20 protein-coding genes are annotated in these 21539 nt (G+C 75.4%); 11 read left to right on the top strand and 9 right to left on the bottom strand.

Annotation, left to right across the window (positions count from 1 at the left end):
* Positions 1-20: 20 nt before the first annotated feature.
* Positions 21-1433 (bottom strand): MocR-like transcription factor YczR, encoded by a 1413-nt coding sequence (yczR, locus tag F1544_RS17875; RefSeq protein ID WP_167587485.1) that lies wholly within the window; start codon positions 1431-1433, stop codon positions 21-23.
* 52 nt (positions 1434-1485) lie between these two features.
* Between yczR and yczE the strand changes: the two genes are divergently transcribed.
* Positions 1486-2109, top strand: a complete 624-nt coding sequence (gene yczE / locus F1544_RS17870) for a membrane protein YczE (RefSeq protein WP_167587484.1) — start codon at positions 1486-1488, stop codon at positions 2107-2109.
* 12 nt (positions 2110-2121) lie between these two features.
* On the opposite strand, the gene F1544_RS17865 is transcribed toward yczE, so the two are convergent.
* Positions 2122-3114, bottom strand: a complete 993-nt coding sequence (locus tag F1544_RS17865) for an NADPH:quinone reductase (RefSeq protein WP_167587483.1) — start codon at positions 3112-3114, stop codon at positions 2122-2124.
* Positions 3115-3382: 268 nt separating this feature from the next.
* Here F1544_RS17865 and F1544_RS17860 point away from each other — a divergent pair, with 268 nt between their 5' ends.
* Entirely contained in the window at positions 3383-4219 is an 837-nt protein-coding gene (locus F1544_RS17860) for an alpha/beta fold hydrolase (RefSeq protein ID WP_167587482.1), read from the top strand.
* A 145-nt stretch (positions 4220-4364) separates the two neighbouring features.
* Positions 4365-5309 carry a TIGR03560 family F420-dependent LLM class oxidoreductase gene (locus F1544_RS17855; protein ID WP_167587481.1) on the top strand — a complete coding sequence of 315 codons (945 nt, stop codon included), beginning with the start codon at positions 4365-4367 and terminating at the stop codon, positions 5307-5309.
* A 13-nt stretch (positions 5310-5322) separates the two neighbouring features.
* On the opposite strand, the gene F1544_RS17850 is transcribed toward F1544_RS17855, so the two are convergent.
* The 3 genes from F1544_RS17850 to F1544_RS17840 form a co-directional block, all read right to left on the bottom strand.
* Positions 5323-6369: a sensor domain-containing diguanylate cyclase gene (locus F1544_RS17850; protein WP_167587480.1), complete on the bottom strand. Its 1047-nt coding sequence runs from the start codon at positions 6367-6369 to the stop codon at positions 5323-5325.
* A gap of 83 nt (positions 6370-6452) precedes the next feature.
* On the bottom strand, positions 6453-7388 hold the full coding sequence (locus tag F1544_RS17845; protein ID WP_167587479.1) for a hypothetical protein: 936 nt from the start codon (positions 7386-7388) through the stop codon (positions 6453-6455).
* Entirely contained in the window at positions 7385-7972 is a 588-nt protein-coding gene (locus F1544_RS17840; protein ID WP_167587478.1) for a TetR/AcrR family transcriptional regulator, read from the bottom strand. Before F1544_RS17840 ends, F1544_RS17845 begins: the two co-directional genes overlap by 4 nt.
* 87 nt (positions 7973-8059) lie before the next feature.
* Here F1544_RS17840 and bla point away from each other — a divergent pair, with 87 nt between their 5' ends.
* Positions 8060-9034, top strand: a complete 975-nt coding sequence (gene bla / locus F1544_RS17835; RefSeq protein WP_308470158.1) for a class A beta-lactamase — start codon at positions 8060-8062, stop codon at positions 9032-9034.
* Positions 9035-9192: 158 nt separating this feature from the next.
* Positions 9193-10089: an SDR family oxidoreductase gene (locus F1544_RS17830; RefSeq protein ID WP_167587477.1), complete on the top strand. Its 897-nt coding sequence runs from the start codon at positions 9193-9195 to the stop codon at positions 10087-10089.
* 48 nt (positions 10090-10137) lie between these two features.
* Here F1544_RS17830 and F1544_RS17825 read toward each other — a convergent pair whose 3' ends face one another.
* The 3 genes from F1544_RS17825 to F1544_RS17815 are packed head-to-tail and all read right to left on the bottom strand — an operon-like array spanning position 10138 to position 12908.
* A complete protein-coding gene (locus F1544_RS17825; protein WP_167587476.1) occupies positions 10138-10497 on the bottom strand; it encodes an RNA-binding S4 domain-containing protein in 360 nt (119 codons plus the stop codon).
* A 19-nt stretch (positions 10498-10516) separates the two neighbouring features.
* Positions 10517-12172: a phosphoglucomutase (alpha-D-glucose-1,6-bisphosphate-dependent) gene (gene pgm / locus F1544_RS17820; RefSeq protein ID WP_167587475.1), complete on the bottom strand. Its 1656-nt coding sequence runs from the start codon at positions 12170-12172 to the stop codon at positions 10517-10519.
* 58 nt (positions 12173-12230) lie between these two features.
* Entirely contained in the window at positions 12231-12908 is a 678-nt protein-coding gene (locus F1544_RS17815; RefSeq protein ID WP_244309027.1) for a DUF1275 family protein, read from the bottom strand.
* 184 nt (positions 12909-13092) lie between these two features.
* Here F1544_RS17815 and F1544_RS17810 point away from each other — a divergent pair, with 184 nt between their 5' ends.
* From F1544_RS17810 to F1544_RS17785, 6 genes are read left to right on the top strand one after another with little or no spacing between them, the layout of a single operon-like run.
* On the top strand, positions 13093-14721 hold the full coding sequence (locus F1544_RS17810; RefSeq protein WP_167587499.1) for an ABC transporter substrate-binding protein: 1629 nt from the start codon (positions 13093-13095) through the stop codon (positions 14719-14721).
* Positions 14718-15674 carry an ABC transporter permease gene (locus F1544_RS17805; protein WP_167587473.1) on the top strand — a complete coding sequence of 319 codons (957 nt, stop codon included), beginning with the start codon at positions 14718-14720 and terminating at the stop codon, positions 15672-15674. Before F1544_RS17810 ends, F1544_RS17805 begins: the two co-directional genes overlap by 4 nt.
* Positions 15671-16576 (top strand): ABC transporter permease, encoded by a 906-nt coding sequence (locus F1544_RS17800; RefSeq protein WP_308470156.1) that lies wholly within the window; start codon positions 15671-15673, stop codon positions 16574-16576. The genes F1544_RS17805 and F1544_RS17800 overlap by 4 nt, the downstream gene beginning before the upstream one ends.
* A complete protein-coding gene (locus F1544_RS17795) occupies positions 16573-18432 on the top strand; it encodes a gamma-glutamyltransferase family protein (protein ID WP_167587472.1) in 1860 nt (619 codons plus the stop codon). Before F1544_RS17800 ends, F1544_RS17795 begins: the two co-directional genes overlap by 4 nt.
* 8 nt (positions 18433-18440) lie before the next feature.
* Positions 18441-20099, top strand: coding sequence for a dipeptide ABC transporter ATP-binding protein (locus F1544_RS17790; RefSeq protein ID WP_308470155.1), 1659 nt, complete (start codon positions 18441-18443; stop codon positions 20097-20099).
* A gap of 4 nt (positions 20100-20103) precedes the next feature.
* Entirely contained in the window at positions 20104-20736 is a 633-nt protein-coding gene (locus tag F1544_RS17785) for a GntR family transcriptional regulator (RefSeq protein ID WP_167587470.1), read from the top strand.
* A gap of 16 nt (positions 20737-20752) precedes the next feature.
* Here the strand turns inward: F1544_RS17785 and F1544_RS17780 are convergent.
* A partial coding sequence (locus tag F1544_RS17780; RefSeq protein WP_208972122.1) for an alpha/beta hydrolase occupies positions 20753-21539 on the bottom strand: 787 nt, incomplete at its 5' end.

Here is a 21539-nt window from a genome sequence, read left to right as displayed (position 1 = left end):
CGGCGACGAGCTGAGGAACCTCAGACCAGGGCGATCGGCCCGGGCTGCAGGCGGGGCAGGCGCGCGACATCGTCCCACGCGGCGGCGAGGACGTCGACGACGCGGTGCATCTGCCTGGGCGGCAGGGTGAAGCACACGCGCAGGTGACGTTCGAAGGCGCCGTCGACGCCGAACCGCGGCCCGGCGCTGAGCAGCAGCCCCCGCGCCCGGGCGGCGAGCACGAGGGAGCTGCTCACGGGTTCGCCCAGGTTCACCCAGGTGCTGAAACCCCCCTCGACGCGGGGCGCCTCCCAGCTCGGTAGGCGCTCCGCGAGCGCGGCGTGCAGGGCGTCGTGCGCGGCGCGCAGGCTGCCGCGGCGGCGGGTGGTCAGCTCGTCGAGGCTGGGGAGGACCTCCGCGCCGACGAGCTGGTCGAGCACCGGCGTCCCGAGGTCGGTGGGGGAGCGCCGGTTCAGGACCTCGCGGACGGTGGCGGCGTCGGCGCGGATCCAGCCGATGCGCAGCCCGCCCCACACCGACTTCGCGAGCGACCCGACGTGCACGACGTCACCGGGGAACGGCACCCACGGGGCCGCCCGGTCGCCGAACCCGAGGTCGGCCATCGTCTCGTCGACGACGACCCGCGTCCCGTGCCGCGCGGCGAGGTCGTTGACGGTGCGCCGCTGGTGCGCGGGCATCGTCGCGCCCGTCGGGTTGTGGAAGTCCGGCACGAGGTAGGCCAGGCGGGGCCGGGCGCGGGCGAAGGCGTCGCGCAGGGCGTCGTCGTCCCACCCCTCGCGCCCGACGGGCACCTGCACCGGGCGACCGCCCGCGCCGGTGAACGCCTGCACGGCCCTCGGGTACGTCGGGGTCTCCACGAGCACGCGGTCGCCGGGGGTGAGGAACGTCCGCGCCAGCAGGGCGATGGCGTGCTGGGCGCCGATCGTCACGAGCACCTCGTCGGGCCGGGTCGGCAGGCCGCGGTCGCTGTAGCGGGCCGCCACGGCGGCCCGGAGCTCCGGCACGCCCTGCATCTCGTAGCCGTGCCCGCCCGTGTGCTGCGGCAGCCGCGTCACGGCGCGCTCGACGGCGGCCTGCAGGCCGTCCACGGCGGGCAGGGCGGCGTTGGTGATGTCCAGGACGTCGCCGTCCGGGTGCGGCCGGCGCTCGTTCGCCGACGCCGGCCGGTCGAGCGGCCGGACCACGCTGCCGGAGCCCCGCACGCTCGTGACGTGGCCCGTCTCGCGCAGCGAGGCGTAGGCCGCGCTCACGGTGGCCCGGCTGACCCCCAGGGCGACGGCGAGGTCGCGCTCGGCCGCGAGCCGGGTGCCCACCGCGAGGCGGCCGTCCAGCACGAGCAGCCGCACCCGGTCCGCGAGGGCGGCGTAGGCCGGGGACCGGTCGCGCCAGGCGCCGAGCAGCGACGCGAGAGCCCGGGCGCTGATCGTCTGCACCGGGCCACCGTAGCCGGATTGGCACTGGCCGAACAGGCCTCGGACCGGTCCAATGGCGGGTGTGAGCAGTCCACTGACCGCCCCGCACCGCGTCCGGGTGCCGCGGCTCCTCGTCGGCCTGGCCCTGTTCGGCATCGCCGACGGCGCGATGGTCCAGGCCGCCATCGGCGTCGACCCGTGGACCGTCTTCGCGCAGGGGCTCTCCCGCCAGACCGGCGTGGGCGTCGGCTGGGTCACCAACGTCGTCGGCCTGCTGGTGCTCCTGCTGTGGATCCCGCTGCGCCAGCGGCCCGGTGCCGGCACCGTCCTGAACATCCTCGTCGTGGGCACCGTGCTGCAGGCCACCGTCGCCGTGCTGCCCGCGCCCGGGGAGCTGTGGCTGCGGATCCCGCTGTTCGCGGCCGGGCTGCTGCTGCTCGCCGTGGCCAGCGGCCTCTACATCGGGGCGCACTACGGCCCGGGCCCGCGCGACGGCCTCATGACCGGCCTGCGCGCCCGGACCGGGCGGCCCGTGTGGCAGGTCCGCACGGCCGTGGAGGTCTCGGTGCTCGCCGTCGGCTGGGTGCTCGGCGGCAACGTCGGGCCCGGCACGGTCGCCTTCGCGGTCCTCATCGGCCCGCTCGTGGGCTGGACGCTGCCGGCGTTCGACCTCCGGCGCCGGATCGCCCCCGCCTGAGGCGCCGCCCGCTCAGTCGGGCAGGGCCACCACCACCCGGTCGCGCGAGCCCGCGTCGACGCGGTCGTGCGCCTGCGCGACCTGCTCCAGGGGCACCGGGTCGCCGACCGGGATCCACAGGCGGCCCTCGTGCGCGGCCGCCGTGAGCTCCGCGGCGGCCTCGGTCTTCGCCGCGGGCGGGAAGTCGTCGCTGCCGAACAGCCGCACGGTGACGTTGGCGAACAGCAGCGGCCAGAACGGCAGCTCCGGGCGGTCGCGCCGCGTGCCGTAGGCCGCGATGGTCCCGTCGGGGCCGATGACGGCCGTGTCGAGGTCGATGTTCTCCGAGAACGCGACCTCGACGATCCGGTCGACGCGCCCGTCGGCGTGTGCGAGCACCTCCCGCGCCACGTCGGCGCCGTCGAGCGCGACGGCCGCGGCGAGGACGGACGACAGCGGGGACGCCGCGACCCGCTCGAGGTCCGCGGCGCGCCGGACGGTGCCGACGACGCGCGCCCCGCCGCGGGCCGCGAGCTGGGCCGCGAGGGAACCCACGGCACCCAGGACGCCGTGCACCAGGACGGTCCGGCCGGCCACGGGGCCGTCGGCGAAGACGGTGCGGTGCGCGGTGGTCCCGGGGATGCCGAGGCACGCCCCGACCTCGTCGGGCACGTCGTCCGGCAGGTCGACGGCCTGCACGGACGGGACGACGGTCAGCTGCGCCGCGGTCCCCGAGGGCCGGTAGGACTGCGCGCCGAACACCCACGCGCGCCGTCCGACGCGGGCCGGGTCGACGCCCTCGCCGACGGCGGCGACGACTCCGGCGCCGTCGCTGTGCGGGACGACGCGGGGGAACGCCATCGAGGAGCCCAGCCACCCGAGGCGCTTCTTGGTGTCGCCCGGGTTCACGCCCGACAGGCGCAGCCGCACGGCCACCTCCCCCGGGCCGGGTTCCGGGTCGGGCAGCTCGCCGACCTGCAGGACCTCGGCCGCGGGCCCTTGCGCGTCGTACCAGGCAGCCCGCACCGGGCACCTCCGTCGTCGGGGTGGGGGTTCCTCCGGGGGAGCGGAGGCGTCGCCCGAGCATCCACCCGAGGGGGCCGCTGCGGTGGTGGTTCCCGCCGGTTCACGGGGAGTTCCCAGACCGTCCAGCTGCGGAGCGTGACATCGATGCCGGGGCGAACTGCCCCGTCCCGCATGCCCCTAGGATCTTTGAAGGTTCAGTCACGTGCCGCCCCCGCGGCGCGGCTGGGCCGGCGGGGACACCGCCCCGCCAGGAGCTGAGGGAGCACCGATGACCGAGGTCACCGCCCACCACGGGTTGTTCAAGAACACGAAGCTGCACGTCGACGACACCGGCGGCACGGGCCGCCCGGTCGTCCTCATCCACGGCTGGCCGCTGTCCGGCGCCTCGTGGTCGGAGCAGGTCCCCGCCCTGCAGGCGGCCGGCTACCGCGTCGTCACCTACGACCGCCGCGGGTTCGGGGACAGCGACAAGACGCGCAGCGGCTACGACTACGACACCTTCACCGAGGACCTGCACGCGCTCCTCGAGGAGCTCGACCTGACCGACGTCACCCTCGTCGGGTTCTCCATGGGTGGTGGCGAGGTGGCCCGCTACGTCGGCAAGCACGGCCACCAGCGCCTGCACAGCGTCGTGTTCGCCGGCGCGGTGCCGCCGTACCTCATGAAGGGCGACGACAACCCCGACGGTCCGCTGACGAAGGAGGCCGCGGCGGAGATGGCCGCGGGCCTGACGGCCGACGAGGACGCCTTCTACGAGGGCTTCGTCACGCAGTTCTTCTCCGTCGACGGAACCCTCGTGGTGACCGAGGCGCAGCGGCAGGCGGCGCTCGCGCTCTCGGGTCAGGCCGACAAGAAGGCCGCGCTCGGGGCCATGGAGGCGTTCGCCACCACCGACTTCCGCGACGACCTGACGAAGGTCGACGTCCCCACGCTGGTCATCCACGGTGACAGCGACGCGATCGTCCCCCTCGAGGGTTCCGGCGCGCGCACCCACGCGGCGGTCGCGGGCAGCGAGCTGCACGTCGTGGCCGGTGGCCCGCACGGCTTCAACGTGAGCCACGCCGAGGAGTTCAACCGCGTCCTGCTGGCGTTCCTCGCCCGCTGACGTCCTCTCCCGGGTCCGTGCGGGAACACCTCCCGCGCGGGCCCGGGGGCCGGGCCCCCGGAGTTCCGGGCGTCCCCGAGAGGGGGAGCGTCCGGACCCGCCAGCCCCTATCGTCGGGCGCACACCGCCGACGAGGGGAGACGACGTGGACGTCCGGGGACGCCCCCTGCACGTGGGGATCCAGCTGCAGGCGCAGCGCACCAGCTGGGGCGAGTTCAGCGAGGCGCTGCTCGCCGTGGAGGAGCTCGGCTTCGACTCCGCGTGGACCTTCGACCACCTGCTGCCGTTCTCCGGCGCCGACGACGGCGCCGCCTTCGAGACCCTGACCACGCTGGCGGCGATGGCCACGCTGACCAGCCGCGTGCGCATCGGGGTCCTGGTCGCCGGCGTGCTCTACCGCGATCCGGCGACGCTCGCCAAGAGCGCGGCCCTCGTCGACCACATCAGCGGCGGCCGGCTCGAGTTCTCCCTCGGCGCGGCGTGGGCCGAGCGGGAGTTCGACGCCTACGGCCTGCCGTTCCCCCCGCTGGCCGAGCGCTACGAGCGGCTGGAGGAGGCCCTGCAGATCGTCGGGCAGCTGTGGAGCCGGCCGCGCACGACGTTCGAGGGCCGGCACTACCGCCTGCACGACGCGCCGTGCGAACCCAAGCCCCTGCAGTCGCCGCACCCGCCGATCACGCTCGGCGGTTCGGGCCTCGGCACGCTGCGGATCGCCGCGCGCCACGCCGACCGGTGGAACGCGCAGGGTTCGGCGGAGAAGTGCGCCGAGCGGGCGGCCCGGCTCGAGCGGTGCTGCGAGGAGGTGGGCCGCGACTTCGGTGAGATCGAGCTGTCGGTGCACCCGTCGGTGTCGGTGGCCGCCACCCGCGAGGAGGCGGAGGCGAACGCGGCCCGGACCGCGGCCGGCCACGGCGCCGACCTGGCGCAGCAGCGCGACCGCTGGCTGATCGGGACGCCCGACGACGTCGTGCGGCAGCTGCGGGAGTTCACCGACCGCGGCTTCTCCCACTTCGTGTTCGGGGTGGGGCACCCGTTCGACCTGACCCCGCTGCGGCTGCTGCGCGAGGAGGTCGTCCCCGCCCTCGGGTGATCCCGCCCCGCGGTCAGGGCGCCGAGGGAGCCGGCGGGTCGTCCCCGTGCGCGGGCGGCCCGTGCAGGGCCGCGTCGGCGTCGGCGTAGAACTGCGTGGCCCCCCGGGACGGCAGGTAGGTCGCGGTCCCGGTGCTGACGGTGACGGCCTCGCCCGCGACGGGGCGCTGCGCCACGACGTCGCGCACCCGCCGGGCCATGTCCTCGCCGTCGCGGGCCCCGGCGCCGGGCAGGAGGACGGCGAACTCGTCGCCGAGGCGGGCGATCAGGTCCGTGCGACGGCGCAGGACGCTGCGCGTGCGGGCCGCGACCTCGGCGAGGACGGCGTCCCTCGCCGGGCGCCCGGCGCGGTCGTCGAGCTCGCGCAGCCCGTCGACGCGCACGAGCACCAGGGCCAGGTCGCCGGGGTGGCGCTGGAGGCGGGCGACCTCCTCGCCCAGGCGCTCGTCGAAGCGGCGGCGGTTGGCGACCCCGGTGAGGACGTCGCGGGAGGACTGCGCGAGCAGCCGGGCGTGGCGCTCCTCCAGCTGCCGCCCGGACTCCTGCAGCTCCTGCAGGCCGATGCGCAGGGTGAGCTCACCGGAGGCGAGGGCGGCGAAGTCCTCGAGCAGCTGCAGGTCGCCGCCGGACCAGCGCCGGGGACCGAAGTCGGCCGCGCAGAACGCGCCCAGGGTGTGCCCGTGGTGCTCCAGCGGGTACCCGGCGTAGGCGCCGGCGCCCATCTCGACCACGGCCGCGTGCTCGCGGTAGGTCTCGTCGGAGCGCGCGTCGAAGAGGATGACCGGCCCGCCGAGGCGCACGACCTGCGCGCACAGGGAGTGGCTCAGCGGGGTGTGGCGCAGCGAGGCCCACGGCTCGGGCAGCCCCACCGAGGCCTGGATGATCTCCCGGTCGGCGGCGATGAGGGAGACCATCGCGACCGGCACGTGCAGCACGCGGGCGGCCGTCCGCACCAGCCGCTGCAGCCCCGGGCTGTCCTCACCGGCCCGCACCGCCTGCGCCACCGCGGCGCGCCGGGCCGCGGCGAACGGCTCCGCGGGGAGCGCTGGTGAGGGCGACACGCGCGCCATGGTCCTCGCCCGCCCCGGTCCAGACAAGGCTGCCGCCCGGACGGGCCCGCTCCCGACGGGGCCGGGTCCTCACGTCACGAGAGCGTGTCGAGGCGGTGCCGGGCGCGCTGGAGCGCCGCGTCGGCCTCCCGCGCGGCGCGGGCGGCCGCGTCCCGGTCGGCCGTCGTGGTGCGCTGGGCCGCGGCGGCCGCGTCCCGTTCGCGCCGCGCCTCCTGCAACCGGTGCTCGAGGTCGCGGACCCGGCCGGCCGCCTCCTCCTCCGCGCCCGCGGCGTCCCCGGCCCGCGACTCCGCGTCCCGCAGGGCGTCCGCGGCGTCCGCCGCCGCCTGCCCGGCCGCGTCGATCTCCCGCCGGGCCGCCTGCCGCTGCTCCTCGCGCTCGCGCTCCGCGGCCTCGCGCGCGGCGCGTCCCTCGTCGGGTTCGGGCGCCGCGGCGGGTGCCGACGCGGGGGCCGGCCGGCGCACGCGCGGGACCGCCACGGCCCCGTCGAGGTCCACCGGCCCGAACCCCGTGTGCTCCAGGTGCGTCGTCAGCCGGCCGGAGCGGACCGCGGTGGCGGCGTCCTCGTCGGCGAGGGCCGCGCGCAGCGTCTGGACGACCTGGTCCCCGACGGAGGAGCTCAGCGGCGCGCCGTCCGCGGCGGCGTCCTGCTCGGCGAGCGCGCGGACCGTCGCCGTCACCTTCTGCTGCTCGGTGGTCAGCGCCCGCAGCTCCGCGCCGGCCAGCGAGAGCTGCGCCTCGCGCAGCCGCGAACCCAGGGCGCCGAGCTGGTCGACGACGTCGGGGTGGCGGCGCACCAGCTGGTTGACGGCCCACGCCGCCGTCGACGGCCGCCGCAGCGCGCGCACGCTCGTCGCGAGGTCCCGGTCCCCGGCAGTTCGGGCCTCCTTGGCCCGCCGGTCGCGGGCCGCGGTGAACTCCTCGGGGGCGAGGCCGTACAGCTCCTCGGCCACCTCGTCGAGGGCGGCGTCCGGCTCGGCGTCGGACTCCGCCGCCGCCCGGGGGCTCACGCCGTCCCGGTGGCCGGCGCGCTCCCGGTCACCGACCGGAAGGCCTCGCCCGTGTCGCGGACCACGGCGGCGAGGGTGCGCCCGGCGTCCTCCTCCAGCCACCGGCTCAGCGACACGTCGAACAGCGTCACCGAGACGTGCGCCGCGAGGACCGCCTCGACCTCGGCCAGGCCCCGGTCGCGGAAGCCCCGCAGGGCCGCCTCGCGCAGCACCGAGAGCTTGCGCAGCTCCCGCTCCCGCAGCCCCTCGTCGGACTCGACGATGCGCTGGCGCGTGGTCAGGTAGCCGTGCAGGCCGTCGAAGCGGGGGGCGACCACGTCGGCGAGCCCCTCGACGACCACGTCGAGGGGGCTCAGCCCGGGTGCCGCCTCGGCGAAGACGCGGGCGACGACGGCCGGCAGCTCGTCCTCACCGGCGAAGAGGACCTCGCGCTTGTCCGCGAAGTGCCGGAAGAAGGTGCGGGTGGTCAGCCCGGCGCGGGCGGTGATCTGCGGGACGGTCGTCTCCGCGAAGCCCTGCTCGACGAAGAGGTCCAGGGCAGCGCGGTGCAGCCGCTCGGCCGCTCCCGGTTCCCACCTGACCACGGCCCCACCCTACTTGACGACACACCGTGTCATCAGCCTCGCGGTCCCGGCGCGGGTGGGCGGGAACGGGCGTGCCACGGTGGACGCGTGCCGCGCCGTCCCGCCTTCCGCACCGCCGGGCCCGCCGCGGCGCTCGCCGTGCTCGCGCTCCTCGCGGGGTGCTCGTCCGAGGCCCCGCCGGCCGCCGACCCCCCCGCGACACCGAGCGCCACGGCGGCACCGGGCTCCCTGATGCCCGAGACCACCACGACGCCCGAGACCACCCCGACGCCGGACGCGCAGCTCGAGGCGGCTTTCACCGGCCTCGAGGCCGAGTTCGGCGCCCGGGTGGGCGTGTACGCCGTCGACACGGGCACGGGGGCGGTCGTCGAGCACCGCGCCGACGAGCGGTTCGCGCACGCCTCGACGATCAAGGTGGCGGCCGTCGCGGCCGTGCTTGACGCGGCCACCCCGGCCGACCTCGACGAGGCGGTGCCGGTGCCCGCGGACGGGATCGTCACCCACTCGCCCGTGACCGCGGCGCACGCGGGCGGCGCGGTGCCGCTGCGCGAGGTCCTCGCCGCGGCCCTGACGGTCAGCGACAACACCGCGGGCAACCTCCTCCTCGACCGGGCCGGCGGTCCCGCCGGGCTGCAGGCGTTCCTGCGGACGGCCGGGGACGACGTGACCCGCGTCGACCGCCGCGAACCCGACCTCAACACGGCAGTCCCGGGCGACCCCCGGGACACCACCACGCCGCGGGCCCTGGCCGCCGACCTGCGGGCCTTCGCGGTCGACGACGCGCTGGGCGCCGACGACCGCGCCGTCCTCACCGACCTGCTGCGCCGCAGCACGACCGGCGCCGGGCTGGTCCGGGCGGGAGTCCCCGCGGGCTGGGGCGTGGAGGACAAGTCGGGCACCGGCGGGTACGGCACGCGCAACGACGCGGCCGTCGTGCGGCCGCCCGGCCGCGCCCCCCTCGTCGTGGTCGTGATGTCGAGCCGCCCCGGCGCCGACGCAGAGCCCGACGACGCGCTCCTCGCCCGTGCCACGGAGGTCGTCGTCACCGGCCTGCCCGGCTGAGACCCGGCCCGCCGGGCTTCGCCGGGCGGGTGGGGCCGCCGTCGGGTAGGACGGGGGCAGGCGGCAGCGGGCGCGACGTGCAGCACGCGCGGAACCCGCCGCGCCGCCTCCGGCGCCCGCACGGGCGAGAACCCGACCAGCTCACGGACGGATCCACGATGACCGACCAGTACACGATGCAGGACCCGACCAGCCAGTACCCCAAGGCCGACGAGAGCTACCGCCAGCAGCAGGACGGCCCGGCCGTCGAGCAGCAGATGCCCCACAAGCCCGACGCCGGTGAGACCAGCTACCGCGGCAGCGGCCGCCTGCAGGGCCGCAAGGCGCTGGTCACGGGCGCCGACTCGGGCATCGGCCGCGCCACGGCGATCGCCTTCGCCCGCGAGGGCGCCGACGTCGTGCTCTCCTACCTCCCGGAGGAGGAGGCCGACGCGCGCGAGGTCGTCGCGCTGATCGAGCAGGCCGGCCGCAAGGCCGTCGCCGTGCCCGGCGACCTGACCGACGAGGCGTACTGCACGCAGCTCGTCGAGACCACCGTGCGCGAGCTCGGGGGCATCGACGTCCTGGCCAACATCGCCGGGAAGCAGCAGCACTCGGAGGACATCGCCGAACTCACCACCGAGCAGTTCGACGAGACCTTCAAGACGAACGTCTACGCGATGTTCTGGCTGTGCAAGGCGGCCGTCGCGGTCATGCCGCCGGGCAGCGCGATCATCAACACCACCTCGATCCAGGCCTACTCGCCGGCGCCGATCCTCGTGGACTACGCCTCCACGAAGTACGCGATCAACGGCTTCACCAAGGCCCTGGCGCAGCAGGTCGCGGCGAAGGGCATCCGCGTCAACGCCGTGGCTCCCGGCCCGGTGTGGACGCCGCTGCAGGTGGCGGGCGGACAGCCCGCGGACGCGCTCCCCGAGTTCGGCGCCGAGACGCCCCTGGGGCGCCCCGGCCAGCCGGCCGAGATGGCCCCGGCCTACGTGTTCCTGGCCAGCCAGGAGTCCAGCTACGTCCTCGGCGAGACCCTGGCCGCCACGGGCGGCATGCCCACTCCCTGACCCCCGCGCCGGCCGGTGCCCCGCGGGCACCGGCCGGACCGAGCGCCGTCAGTGCCCGCGCAGCTCGTCGATCTCGCGGCGCTCGCGCTTGGTGGGGCGCCCGGCGCCGCGGTCGCGGCCGCCGAACGCCCCGAAGAACTCGTCCTTCGGCGGCGGGGGCGGGGAGTGGTCGACGTAGGCCTGGACGGCGAGGGGAGCAGCGACGCGCTTGCTGAGCAGCTGCACGACCTCGAACACCTTCTCGTAGCCCTCGGCGCGCACGCGGACCTCGTCGCCCACCTTCACCGACGTGGACGGCTTGACCTTCTCCTCGTTGATCCGCACGTGCCCCGCCTTGATCGCCGTCGAGGCGATCGAGCGCGTGCGGTACAGGCGCACCGCCCACACCCACTGGTCCACGCGCGTCACGCCACCACCACCCGCACCGTCACGATCCCGAGAGCACCCCGTCGACGAGCTCCTGCGCCTCGGACTGCACGCGGCGCAGGTGGTCCGCCCCCTGGAACGACTCGGCGTAGATCTTGTAGACGTCCTCCGTGCCCGAAGGACGCGCCGCGAACCACGCGGACTCGGTGACGACCTTGAGGCCGCCGACCTTCGCGCCGTTGCCGGGCGCCTCGGTCAGCACCGAGGTGATCTTCTCGCCCGCCAGGGAGTCGGCCTGGACCTGGTCCGCGGACAGCTTCGACAGCACGGCCTTCTGCTCGCGCGTGGCGACGGCGTCGGTGCGCGCGTACAGCGGCGAGCCGAACTCCCCCGTCAGGTCCTGGTAGTGCTCGCTCGGCGAGCGGCCCGTCCTCGCGGTGATCTCGGAGGCGAGCAGCGCCAGCAGCAGACCGTCCTTGTCGGTCGTCCACACCGAGCCGTCGCGGCGCAGGAACGAGGCGCCCGCGGACTCCTCGCCGCCGAAGCCGACGGACGCGTCGAGCAGGCCGGGCACGAACCACTTGAACCCGACGGGGACCTCGAGGAGGTTGCGGCCCAGGCGTTCCGCGACCCGGTCGATCATCGACGACGACACGAGCGTCTTGCCGATCGCGGCCTCGGCCGGCCACCCGTCGCGGGAGGAGAACAGGTACCGGATCGCCACGGCCAGGAAGTGGTTGGGGTTCATGAGGCCGTGCTCGGGCGTCACGATGCCGTGCCGGTCGGCGTCGGCGTCGTTGCCGGTGGCGATCTGGAACTCCGAGCGCCTGTCGATGAGGGAGTGCATCGCCGAGGGCGAGGAGCAGTCCATCCGGATCTTGCCGTCCCAGTCCAGCGTCATGAACCGCCACGTCGGGTCGACCAGCGGGTTGACGACGGTGAGGTCCAGGCGGTGCCGCTCGGCGATCGCGGCCCAGTAGTCGACGCTCGCGCCGCCCAGCGGGTCGGCGCCGATGCGCAGCCCGGACTCCCGCACGACGTCCAGGTCGAGCACGCTCGGCAGGTCGTCGACGTAGGTGCCCATGAAGTCGTAGCTGCCCGCCGCGGCGCGCGCGCGGGCGAAGGGGATGCGCCGCACGCCCTCCAGGCCGGCCTCGAGGTAGGCGTTCGCGGTCTTCGCGATCCAGCCCGTCGCGTCGGTGTCGGCGGGGCCGCCGTTCGGCGGGTTGTACTTGAACCCGCCGTCGCGCGGCGGGTTGTGCGACGGCGTCACGACGATGCCGTCGGCCAGGCCGGGGCCGGTGGAGCGGATGGTCGAGCCCTCGCGGTTGGCGCGCAGGATCGCGTGCGAGACCGCGGGGGTCGGGGTGTAGCGGTCCGCGGAGTCCACCAGGACGGTCACGTCGTTGGCCGCCAGCACCTCCAGCGCCGAGACCCACGCGGGCTCGGACAGCGCGTGGGTGTCGCGGCCCAGGAACAGCGGGCCGTCGTAGCCCTGCTCGCGGCGGTAGTCGACGATCGCCTGCGTCGTGGCCAGGATGTGCTGCTCGTTGAAGGCGCCGTCCAGGCTGGAGCCGCGGTGCCCCGACGTCCCGAAGGCCACGCGCTGCCCGACGTCGGAGGGGTCCGGCTGGGTCGCGTAGTACGCCGTCACCAGGTGGGGGACGTCGACGAGGTCCTCCGGTCCCGCGTGCTGCCCTGCGCGTGGGTGCGTCATGTCTCCTCGTTCCGTCTGGTCCACGTCCGGGTCGGCCGTGCGCGACCGATCCTGGCCCTCAGCGGCTCGCGCCGCCAGCGCCGCGGAGCACGTGGGCCGTGCGGTGGCCGACCAGCGCGACCACGACCGTGATGAGCGCGGCCAGGCCGAGGCCCGCCCCCACGTGCCAGCGCAGCAGGGCCGCCCCGACCGAGGCGCCCGCGAGGATGAGCAGCACGGCGCCCACCCGCCGGCGCCAGCCGCCGCCGTCGCCGCCCGCGAGCCGGGAGTCGGCCGCGAGGCCCGTGATGGTGGAGGTGACCACGACCGTCGTCACGTCCTTGACGGCCAGGCGGCGGGCCGTCGCGGCCTGGGCGCCCATGACCAGCCCGAGGCAGCCCGTGAGCGCCAGCGCGGCGGGCGGGGCGGTCGTGCCGGCCTCGACGGGGATCGCGTCGCCCAGCGTCGTCGCGACGACCGCGAGGGCGCCCATGACGACGCCGACCAGCGTGAACAGGACGGTGGAGGCGGTGGTCCAGCCGGTCGCGGCGCGGCGCAGGACGCGCCCGCCGACCGCGGCACCGAGCATGAACCCGGCGAGGGCGACGACCGGCCCGAGCACCGGCAGGTCCTCGGCCCCGGTGAGCGCCATGCCGAGGATCACCACGTTGCCCGTCATGTTCGCGGTGAACACCCGGTCCAGGCCGAGGTAGCCGACCGCGTCGACGATCCCGGTGGAGAACGTGAGCACCAGCATGAGCGCCAGGTGCCAGGACGCGCGCCGGCGCCCGCCGTCGGTCTCGGGCACGGGTTCCTCCTCGGGCGAGGTTCCCCCCGCAGTCGTCCGGCGTGTGCAACCTGCGCGAAACATCTGAGGCGTACGGTGCGGTGATCGTATACGAACGACGCTCCCCGACGTCCCCACCGAAGGGTATTTCGTGATGGTCGCGATCCACCGGCCGGCCCGGCTGAGAACCCTGCTCGCCGCCTCCAGCGTCCTCCTCGTCGCGGCCTGCGTCCCCGTCCAGCCTGTGGAACCCGCGCCCCCGCGCGCGGACGTCACCGGCGTCGAGATCGGGGACCGCACGCCGCGGGCGGGAGGCGACCTGGTCATGGCCCTGTCGGCGGAACCCGACCGCCTCGACCCGACGACGTCGAGCTCGCTCTACACGCGCTACGTCATGAACGCGGTCTGCGAGAAGCTCTACGACATCGACGCGAAGGGGGCGATCGTGCCGCAGCTGGCGTCGGCGCTGCCCACCGTCTCCGCCGACGGCCTGACCGTGACGATCCCCGTGCGCAGCGGCCCCGTGTTCGCCGACGGGACCCCGCTGGACGCCGCGGCCGTGGTCACCACGCTGCAGCGCAACCTGACGCTGGAGGGTTCCGCGCGCAAGGCCGAGCTCGGCCCCGTCGCGGAGGTCACCGCGCCCGACCCCGAGCACGTCGAGGTCCGCTACAAGACGCCGTTCTCCCCGCTCGCCGCGGCGCTCGCGGACCGCGCCGGGATGATCATGTCGCCGAAGGCCCTGGCCGAGGAGGGCGACGACTTCGGCGACCACCCCGTGTGCGTCGGGCCGTTCTCCTTCGAGGAGCGCGTGCCGCAGACGTCGATCACGGTGAAGCGGGACCCGCTGTACTACGCGGCGGACCAGGTGCACCTCGACTCGATCACCTACCGGATCATGACGGACGCGAACATCCGCGCCGCGAACCTGCGCTCGGGCGACGTCCAGGTCGCCGACTCGCTGTCGCCGCAGGACGTCGACGCCCTCGCGAAGGAGAAGGGCGTCGGCCTGCTGCAGACCGGGTCCTTCGGCTACCAGGCGATCACGTTCAACGTCGGCAACGTCGACGGCACCGGGAAGCCGCCGGGCGCGATCGACACCCCGATCGCGAAGGACCCCCGCGTCCGCGAGGCGTTCGCGCTGTCGATCGACCGCACGGCCCTGGTGAACTCCGTGTTCAACAACTGGTACGAGACGGCGTGCTCGTTCATCGCCCCCGGCTCGACCTACTCCTCGCCGGCCTCCGAGGCCTGCCCGCCGCACGACCCGGCGCGGGCGAAGCAGCTGCTGGCCGAGGCGGGGGTGCCGGTGCCGTACCGGATCACCCTGTCGACGTCGAACAACGCCGACTCGCTGCGGCTGGCGCAGGCGATCCAGGCCAGCGTCGTCGACGGCGGGTTCGACGTCGTGATCCAGCCCGTCGAGTACTCGACGCTGCTGGACGTGCAGAAGCGCGGCGACTTCGAGGTGCTGCAGCTCGGCTGGTCCGGCCGCGTGGACCCGCACGGCAACGCGTCGTCGTTCCTGTCCACCGGCGCCGCGAACAACTACTCGGGGTACTCCAACCCCGAGGTCGACACGCTGCTCAAGCAGGCCGCGCAGTCGAACGACGTGGCGACGCGGGCCGAGCTCTACGGGAAGGTGACCGAGATCGTGCAGCGCGAGAACCCGATCCAGTACCTCTACCGGGTGCGCAGCATCACGGGGTACACCGACGTCGTCGCCGGGGTCGAGACCTACGACGACGGTGTCGTCCGCCTGAGCCGGGCGGCGTTCCTGTGAGCCGCTTCCTGCTGACCCGCCTGTGGCAGAGCGCCGTGACGCTCGTCCTGGCGTCGATGGTCGTCTTCGCGGGCGTCCGGGCCCTGCCCGGCGACCCGGCCCTGGCCCTGGCGGGGGAGGAGGCCACGCCCGAGACGGTGGCGGCCGTCCGCGCCCAGCTCGGCCTCGACCAGCCCCTGTGGGTGCAGTACGGGCGCTTCGCGGGGGACCTCCTGCACGGCGACCTCGGCACCTCGGTGCGCACGGGGACCCCGGTCACCGAGCTCATCGCGGGCACGCTGCCCGTCACGGCCTGGCTGTCCCTCTACGCGATCCTCGTGGCGATCGTCGTCGGGGTCGGCACGGGCGTCGTCGCGGCCGTGCGCCGCGGGCGCTGGCCCGAGCTCGTCGCGAACGGGTTCTCGCTGCTCGCCCTGTCGGTGCCGAGCTTCTGGCTCGGTCTGCTCGCGATCCTCTACCTGGCCGTCGGCCTCGGCTGGTTCCCCGCCTCGGGCTACGTCGCGCCGAGCGAGAACCCCCTGCGGGCGCTGTACCACCTGACCCTGCCGGCGGTGATCCTCGGGACCGGGCTGGCCGCGGTCATCATGCGCCAGACGCGGGCGTCGATGCTGCAGAACCTCTCCAGCGACTACGTCCGCACGGCCCGGGCCAAGGGCGCCTCCCGCTCCGCGGTCGTCCTGCGGTTCGCACTGCGCAACTCCCTCGTCGTGGTCGTCACCCTCGTCGGCCTCCAGCTCGGCGGCCTGATCTCCGGGGCCGTCGTCACCGAGCGGATCTTCGGCCTGCCCGGGTTCGGCAAGCTGACGCTCGACTCCGTGTTCAGCCGCGACTACCCCGTCATCGAAGGAGTGGTCCTCGTCGTGACGCTGGCCTACATCGTCATCAACCTCGCCGTCGACGTCGTGTACTCGGTGCTCGACCCGCGCATCCGCGTCGGGGGAGGTGCCCGGTGAGCCACCCCGTCAGCACCCCCGCGACCGCGACCCCGGCGGTCGACCCGCTGCCCACCGACCTCGGTTCCAGCCGCGGGCGGGTCCTCCGGTCGCTGCTGCACGACCGGCTCGGCGTGATCGGCGGCTCGCTGCTGCTGCTCGTCGTCGCGGCCGCGCTGCTCGCGCCGTGGATCTCGCCCTACCCGCCGACGCAGGTGCACTTCGAGACGCCGTTCCAGCAGCCCCGCACCGTGGGGTTCTGGCTGGGCACGGACGACCTGGGCCGCGACATCCTGTCCCGCGTCCTGCACGGCACCCGCGCCTCGCTGGAGGTCGGGCTGCTCGCGGTGCTGCTGAGCGTCGTCGTGGGCACCCCGCTGGGGCTGCTCGCCGGGTACTGGCGCTGGCTGGACGGGATCGTCTCCCGCCTGACCGACCTGGTCCTGGCGTTCCCGTTCCTCGTGCTGGCCGTCGGGCTGGCCGCGATCCGCGGGGCGAGCCTGTCCAACGCCGCGATCGCCCTGGGCCTCGCGCACGTGCCGCAGATGATCCGCGTCGTGCGCGCCGAGACGCTGCGGCTGGAGGGCGCCGAGTTCGTGCTCGCGGCCCGGACCATGGACGCGTCCGGCGCCCGGATCCTCGCCACCCACGTCCTGCCGAACGCCGTGCCGTCGATCATCGTGCAGGCCACGGTGATCATGCCCGCGGTCGTCATCGGCGAGGCGCTGCTCTCGTTCCTCGGCCTCGGCATCCAGCCGCCCACGCCGAGCCTCGGCATCATGCTGTCCGACGCGCAGCAGTACATCTTCCGCGCGCCGTACGCCGCGCTGTTCCCCGGCCTCGCGATCGCCGTGATCTGCTTGGCCTTCAACCTCTTCGGCGACGCCCTGCGCGACGCCATCGACCCCGGAGGATCCCGGTGAGCTTCACCGCACCGCCCGCCCACACCACCCGCCCGACGCTGCGCGGCACCTTCGGGATGACCGCCTCCACCCACTGGCTGGCCACCGCGACCGGTCAGTCCGTGCTGGAGCGCGGCGGCAACGCGTTCGACGCGGCCGTCGCCGCCGGCTTCGTGCTGCACGTCGTCGAACCCCACCTGAACGGCCCGGGCGGCGACATGACCGCCGTCTTCGCGACCGCGGCGGAGAAGGAGCCCACGGTCCTCGTCGGGCAGGGCCCGGCGCCGGCCGCCGCGAGCATCGCGCACTACCGCGCCGAGGGCCTCGACCTCGTGCCGGGCGCCGGCGGTCTCGCCGCCGCGGTGCCGGGTTCCGTCGACGCGTGGCTGCTCCTGCTGCTCGAGCACGGCACGTGGGAGGTCGCCGACGTCGTGGCCCCCGCGATCGGCTACGCCCGCGACGGTCACCCCGTCGTCGGCCGCGTCGGCCGCACGATCGCCGCGGTCGCCACCCTGTTCCAGCAGCACTGGCCGACCTCGGCGGCGCTGTGGATGCCGGAGGGCCGCATCCCCGCCGACGGCGACGTCATCACCAACCCCGCCTGGGCGCGCACGCTGGAGCGCCTCGTCGCGGCCGGGGAGGGCGCGGGCACCCGGGAGGAGCGCATCGAGGCCTTCCGGCGCGAGTGGCGCGAGGGGTTCGTGGCCCGCGAGGCCGTGGAGTTCCTGCGCACCCCGCACCGGCACTCCTCGGGCACCGACCACGCCGCCGTCATCGAGGTGGCCGACTTCGCGGCGTTCTCCGCGACCACCGAACCCGCCACCACGGGCACGTTCCGCGGGACGACCGTCGCGAAGACGGGCCCCTGGGGCCAGGGCCCCGTCCTGCTGCAGGCGCTGGCGATCCTCGAGGGCTTCGCCGACGACGAGCTCGACCCGGCCACCGGCGCCGGGGCGCACCGGATCCTCGAGGCGCTCAAGCTCGCGATGGCCGACCGCGACGCCTACTACGGCTCGCACGCCGACCCCGCGGTGCTGGCGCAGCTGCTCTCGCCCGGGTACGCGGCGCAGCGCCGCGCGCTGATCACCGACCGCGCCTCGCACGAGTTCCGCCCGGGCTCGGTGGCGGGCGCGACCCCGTTCGTCCCGCCGCTGCGCACCGACGGCGGCACGGGCGCCGGGGCCGGGGAACCCACGATGGCCGAGCCGGGTTCCGCCCCCGACCCGTCGCTGGGCGACGAGCCGGAACCCGTCCCGGGCGAGCCGGCCGTCGCGTCCACGGGCGAGACCCGCGGCGACACGTGCCACGTCGACGTCGTCGACCGGTTCGGCAACATGGTCAGCGCCACCCCGTCGGGCGGCTGGCTGCAGTCCTCCCCGACGATCCCGGAGCTCGGGTTCTGCCTCGGCTCGCGCCTGCAGATGACGTGGCTCGACGAGAGCTCGCCCTCCGCGCTGACCCCCGGGCAGCGCCCGCGGACCACGCTCACGCCCACCCTGCTGCTGCGCGACGGCGAACCCGTCGCCGCGCTCGGCACCCCGGGTGGTGACCAGCAGGACCAGTGGCAGCTCGTCTACCTGCTGCGCACCCTCGTCGGCGGCTACGAGCCGCAGCAGGCCATCGACGCCCCCAGCCTGCACACCACGTCGCTGCCGGGCTCCTTCTGGCCGCGCACGTGGGAACCCGGCGGGGCCGTGGTCGAGGACCGCCTCGGCGAGGACGTCATCGCGGACCTCGAGGCGCGCGGGCACGTCGTGACCCGCGCCGGGGACTGGATGCTGGGACGGCTGAGCTCCGTCGGCCGGGACCCGGAGACGGGCGTCATGACCGCGGCGGCGAACCCCCGCGGCAACCAGGGCTACGCGGCGGGGAGGTGACGGGACCGGTGACGAGCCAGGACCAGTCGCAGGAGGAGTTCCTGCGCATCGAGGGCCTCGACGTCGGGTACACGACGTCGGCGGGGCAGCAGCAGGTGCTGCACGGGGTCGACCTCAGCGTCGGCCGCGGGCAGACCGTCGCCGTCGTGGGCGCGTCGGGCTCGGGCAAGTCGACGACGGCCGCGGCGGCGATCGGGCTGCTCGCCGGCAACGGCCGCATCACCGGCGGGCGGATCTCCGTGGCGGGCGAGGACATCACGCACGCGCTGCGCGGCGGTGACGAGGCCCGGTTGCGCCGGCTGCGCGGGCGCCAGATCGGGCTCGTCCCGCAGGACCCGATGTCGAACCTCAACCCGTCGGCGCGCATCGGCCGCCAGGTCGCCGAGACGCTCGTCGTGCACGGCCTCGCCAAAGGCGCGGCCGCGCGCGAGCGGGCCGTGGAGCTGCTGGAGGAGGCGGGCATCCCCGACGCCGGCCGCCGCGCGAAGCAGTACCCGCACGAGTTCTCCGGCGGCATGCGCCAGCGCGTGCTCATCGCGATGGCGCTCGCGGCGGAACCGGAGCTGCTGATCGCCGACGAGCCGACCTCGGCGCTCGACGTCACGGTGCAGCGGCAGATCCTCGACCACCTGCAGCGCCTCACGCAGGCCCGCGGGACGTCGCTGCTGCTCATCACCCACGACCTGGGCCTGGCGAGCGACCGCTGCGACGACGTGGTCGTCATGTCCGAGGGGCGCGTCGTCGAGCGCGGCCCCGCGCGGCGGATCCTCGCGACGCCCGAGCACACCTACACGCAGGCGCTCGTGGCCGCGGCCCCCTCGGTCGCGGCGCGGACGGCGCCCCGGGCGCGTCCCGCCGTCGTGGCGGTCGCGGCCGGCCGGCGCGGGGAACCGCCGGTGCTGGAGGTCCGCGACCTGGTGAAGGAGTTCCGGGTGCGCGGCCAGAAGGAACCCCTCAAGGCCGTCGACGGCGTCTCCTTCTCCGTCGCGGCGGGCACGACCACGGCCGTCGTCGGGGAGTCGGGGTCCGGCAAGACGACCACGGCCCGCCTCGTCCTGGGCCTGGAGGAGGCGACCTCGGGGTCGGTCCTGGTGCGCGGCGAGAGCCTGCGCAGCGCTGGGCGCACCCGCCGGCGCGCCGTGCGCCGGGACATGCAGCCGGTGTTCCAGGACCCGTACGGCTCGCTCGACCCGACCATGACGGTGGAGAAGCTGGTCGACGAACCCCTGCGGATCTTCGCGGTGGGGGACCCGCGCAGCCGCCGCGCCCGCGTCGCGGAACTCCTCGACCACGTCGCGCTGTCCCGCACGCTCGCCCAGCGCCGCCCCGCGGAGCTCTCCGGCGGGCAGCGCCAGCGCGTCGCGATCGCCCGCGCGCTCGCGCTGGACCCGAAGCTCGTGGTCTGCGACGAGGCCGTCTCGGCGCTCGACGTCCTCGTGCAGCAGCAGGTGCTGCAGCTGCTGGAACGCCTGCAGGACGACCTGGGCCTGACGTACCTGTTCATCACCCACGACCTCGCGGTGGTGCGGCACCTGGCGCACGACGTCCTCGTCATGCGGCGGGGGCAGGTCGTCGAGCAGGGTTCCGTGGACGACGTGTTCGAGCGGCCGCAGCACGAGTACACGGTCGACCTGCTCTCGGCCATCCCCGGCCGGGCGGCCGCCTGACGTGGTGTCCGCGGCCGACCGCGTGACCGCGGCCCTGCGGCAGGACGTGCTGGACGGCGTCCTGCCGCCGGGGTCGCGGATCCCGGAAGCGGTGCTGGCGCAGCGCTACGGGACGTCCCGGGTCCCCGTCCGGGAGGCCGTGCGCGCCCTCGCCGCCGAGGGTTTCCTCGAACTGCGCCCGCACGCGGGGGCGAGCGTCGCGCAGGTGCCCGTCGACGACCTGGCGGACCTGTACGCGGTGCGCAGCGTCGCGGAGGGGATCACGGCGGCCCGCTGCGCCCGGCGGGTCGCCGCCGGGCAGGGCGACGAGCTCGTCGCGGAGCTCACGCGCATCGTCGACGCGGGGTTCGCCGCCCTGGAGGAGGACCGCCCGGCACTGGGTGCGGCCCTGAACACCGAGTTCCACGCGAGCATCGCGTCGCTGTCGCAGGCGCGCAGCATGGCCGTCCTGCTGCGCCGGGTCGGCGAGCAGATCCAGTGGGCGTACTCCACGACCGTCCCGCAGCAGGGCCGGCGGGCCTGGACCGAGCACCGGCGGATCGTCACCGCGATCGCGTCGGGCGACGAGGCGCGGGCGAGCGCGGCGATGGAGAAGCACATCGAGGCGTCGCGGCGCAGCTTCCGCGGCGCCCGCTGAAGGCCCGGGGCGCTCGTCAGGTGGCCGGGGGGAGCTGGGCGGCCATCCACGTCATCGTCGGCCAGCCGGCCTCGCGCTCGGCGTCGACGAACAGCGGGAAGTCGTGCTCGAGGGGGAGCCGCTCGTAGGGGACCTCGACCCCGCGGTCGGCGAACAGGTCCACGACCTGCTCCACCCGGTCGCCGTTGAGGTTCCCGCCGACGGTCCGGACGGCGGGTTCCCCGGTGCGGACCCGGTCGAGGAACTCCAGGTACTCGCGGGGTTCGCGGCTCATGGCGCCGTCGACGGCCCAGACGGCGGCGAACTCCTCCGGGTGCTCGAGCCCGAACCGGAAGGCGCCGTGACCGCCCATGGACCAGCCGACCAGCAGCCGGTGCGCGGCGCCCGGCTGCACGCGGTAGGTCGCCTCGACGTGGGGGACCAGCTCGTCGATGAAGGCCGTGTCGTAGCGGCCCTCCCAGCGCCCGTCGCGGTTGCTGTCCGGGGTGACGAGGACGACGTCGGAGAGCACCCCCGCGTCGACGGCGCCGCGCAGCAGCTCGGCCTCGGGCAGGAACGTGGCGTTGCTCTGGTCGCGCCCGTGCAGCGCGAACAGCACGGGGTACTCGCGGCAGGCGGTCCAGTAGTCCGCCGGCAGGCTGACGCTGTACGGCACGCGGCCGCCGTCGGCGCCCGTCAGCTCCGTGTCGAAGCGCAGCTTCCCGGCGGGGCCGCCGCAGGCGCGCGGGTCCGTGCCGGGCGACGGCGGCCCGGCCGTGGGCGGCGCCGCCTCGCCCCCCGACAGGGCGCCGCGCAGCAGGCCC

This window comes from Kineococcus rubinsiae (assembly GCF_011839805.1).
GTDB lineage: Bacteria > Actinomycetota > Actinomycetes > Actinomycetales > Kineococcaceae > Kineococcus > Kineococcus rubinsiae.
This window is presented reverse-complemented; position numbering and strand designations above follow the sequence as displayed.

Excerpts from the sequence above, each read along its gene's own strand:
- F1544_RS17810 (WP_167587499.1), top strand. The coding sequence starts at position 13,093 with ATGGTCGCGATCCACCGGCCGGCCCGGCTGAGAACCCTGCTCGCCGCC.
- pgm (WP_167587475.1), bottom strand. The coding sequence starts at position 12,172 with ATGACGCACCCACGCGCAGGGCAGCACGCGGGACCGGAGGACCTCGTC.
- F1544_RS17860 (WP_167587482.1), top strand. The coding sequence starts at position 3,383 with ATGACCGAGGTCACCGCCCACCACGGGTTGTTCAAGAACACGAAGCTG.
- yczE (WP_167587484.1), top strand. The coding sequence starts at position 1,486 with ATGGCGGGTGTGAGCAGTCCACTGACCGCCCCGCACCGCGTCCGGGTG.
- F1544_RS17830 (WP_167587477.1), top strand. The coding sequence starts at position 9,193 with ATGACCGACCAGTACACGATGCAGGACCCGACCAGCCAGTACCCCAAG.
- F1544_RS17815 (WP_244309027.1), bottom strand. The coding sequence starts at position 12,908 with ATGCTGGTGCTCACGTTCTCCACCGGGATCGTCGACGCGGTCGGCTAC.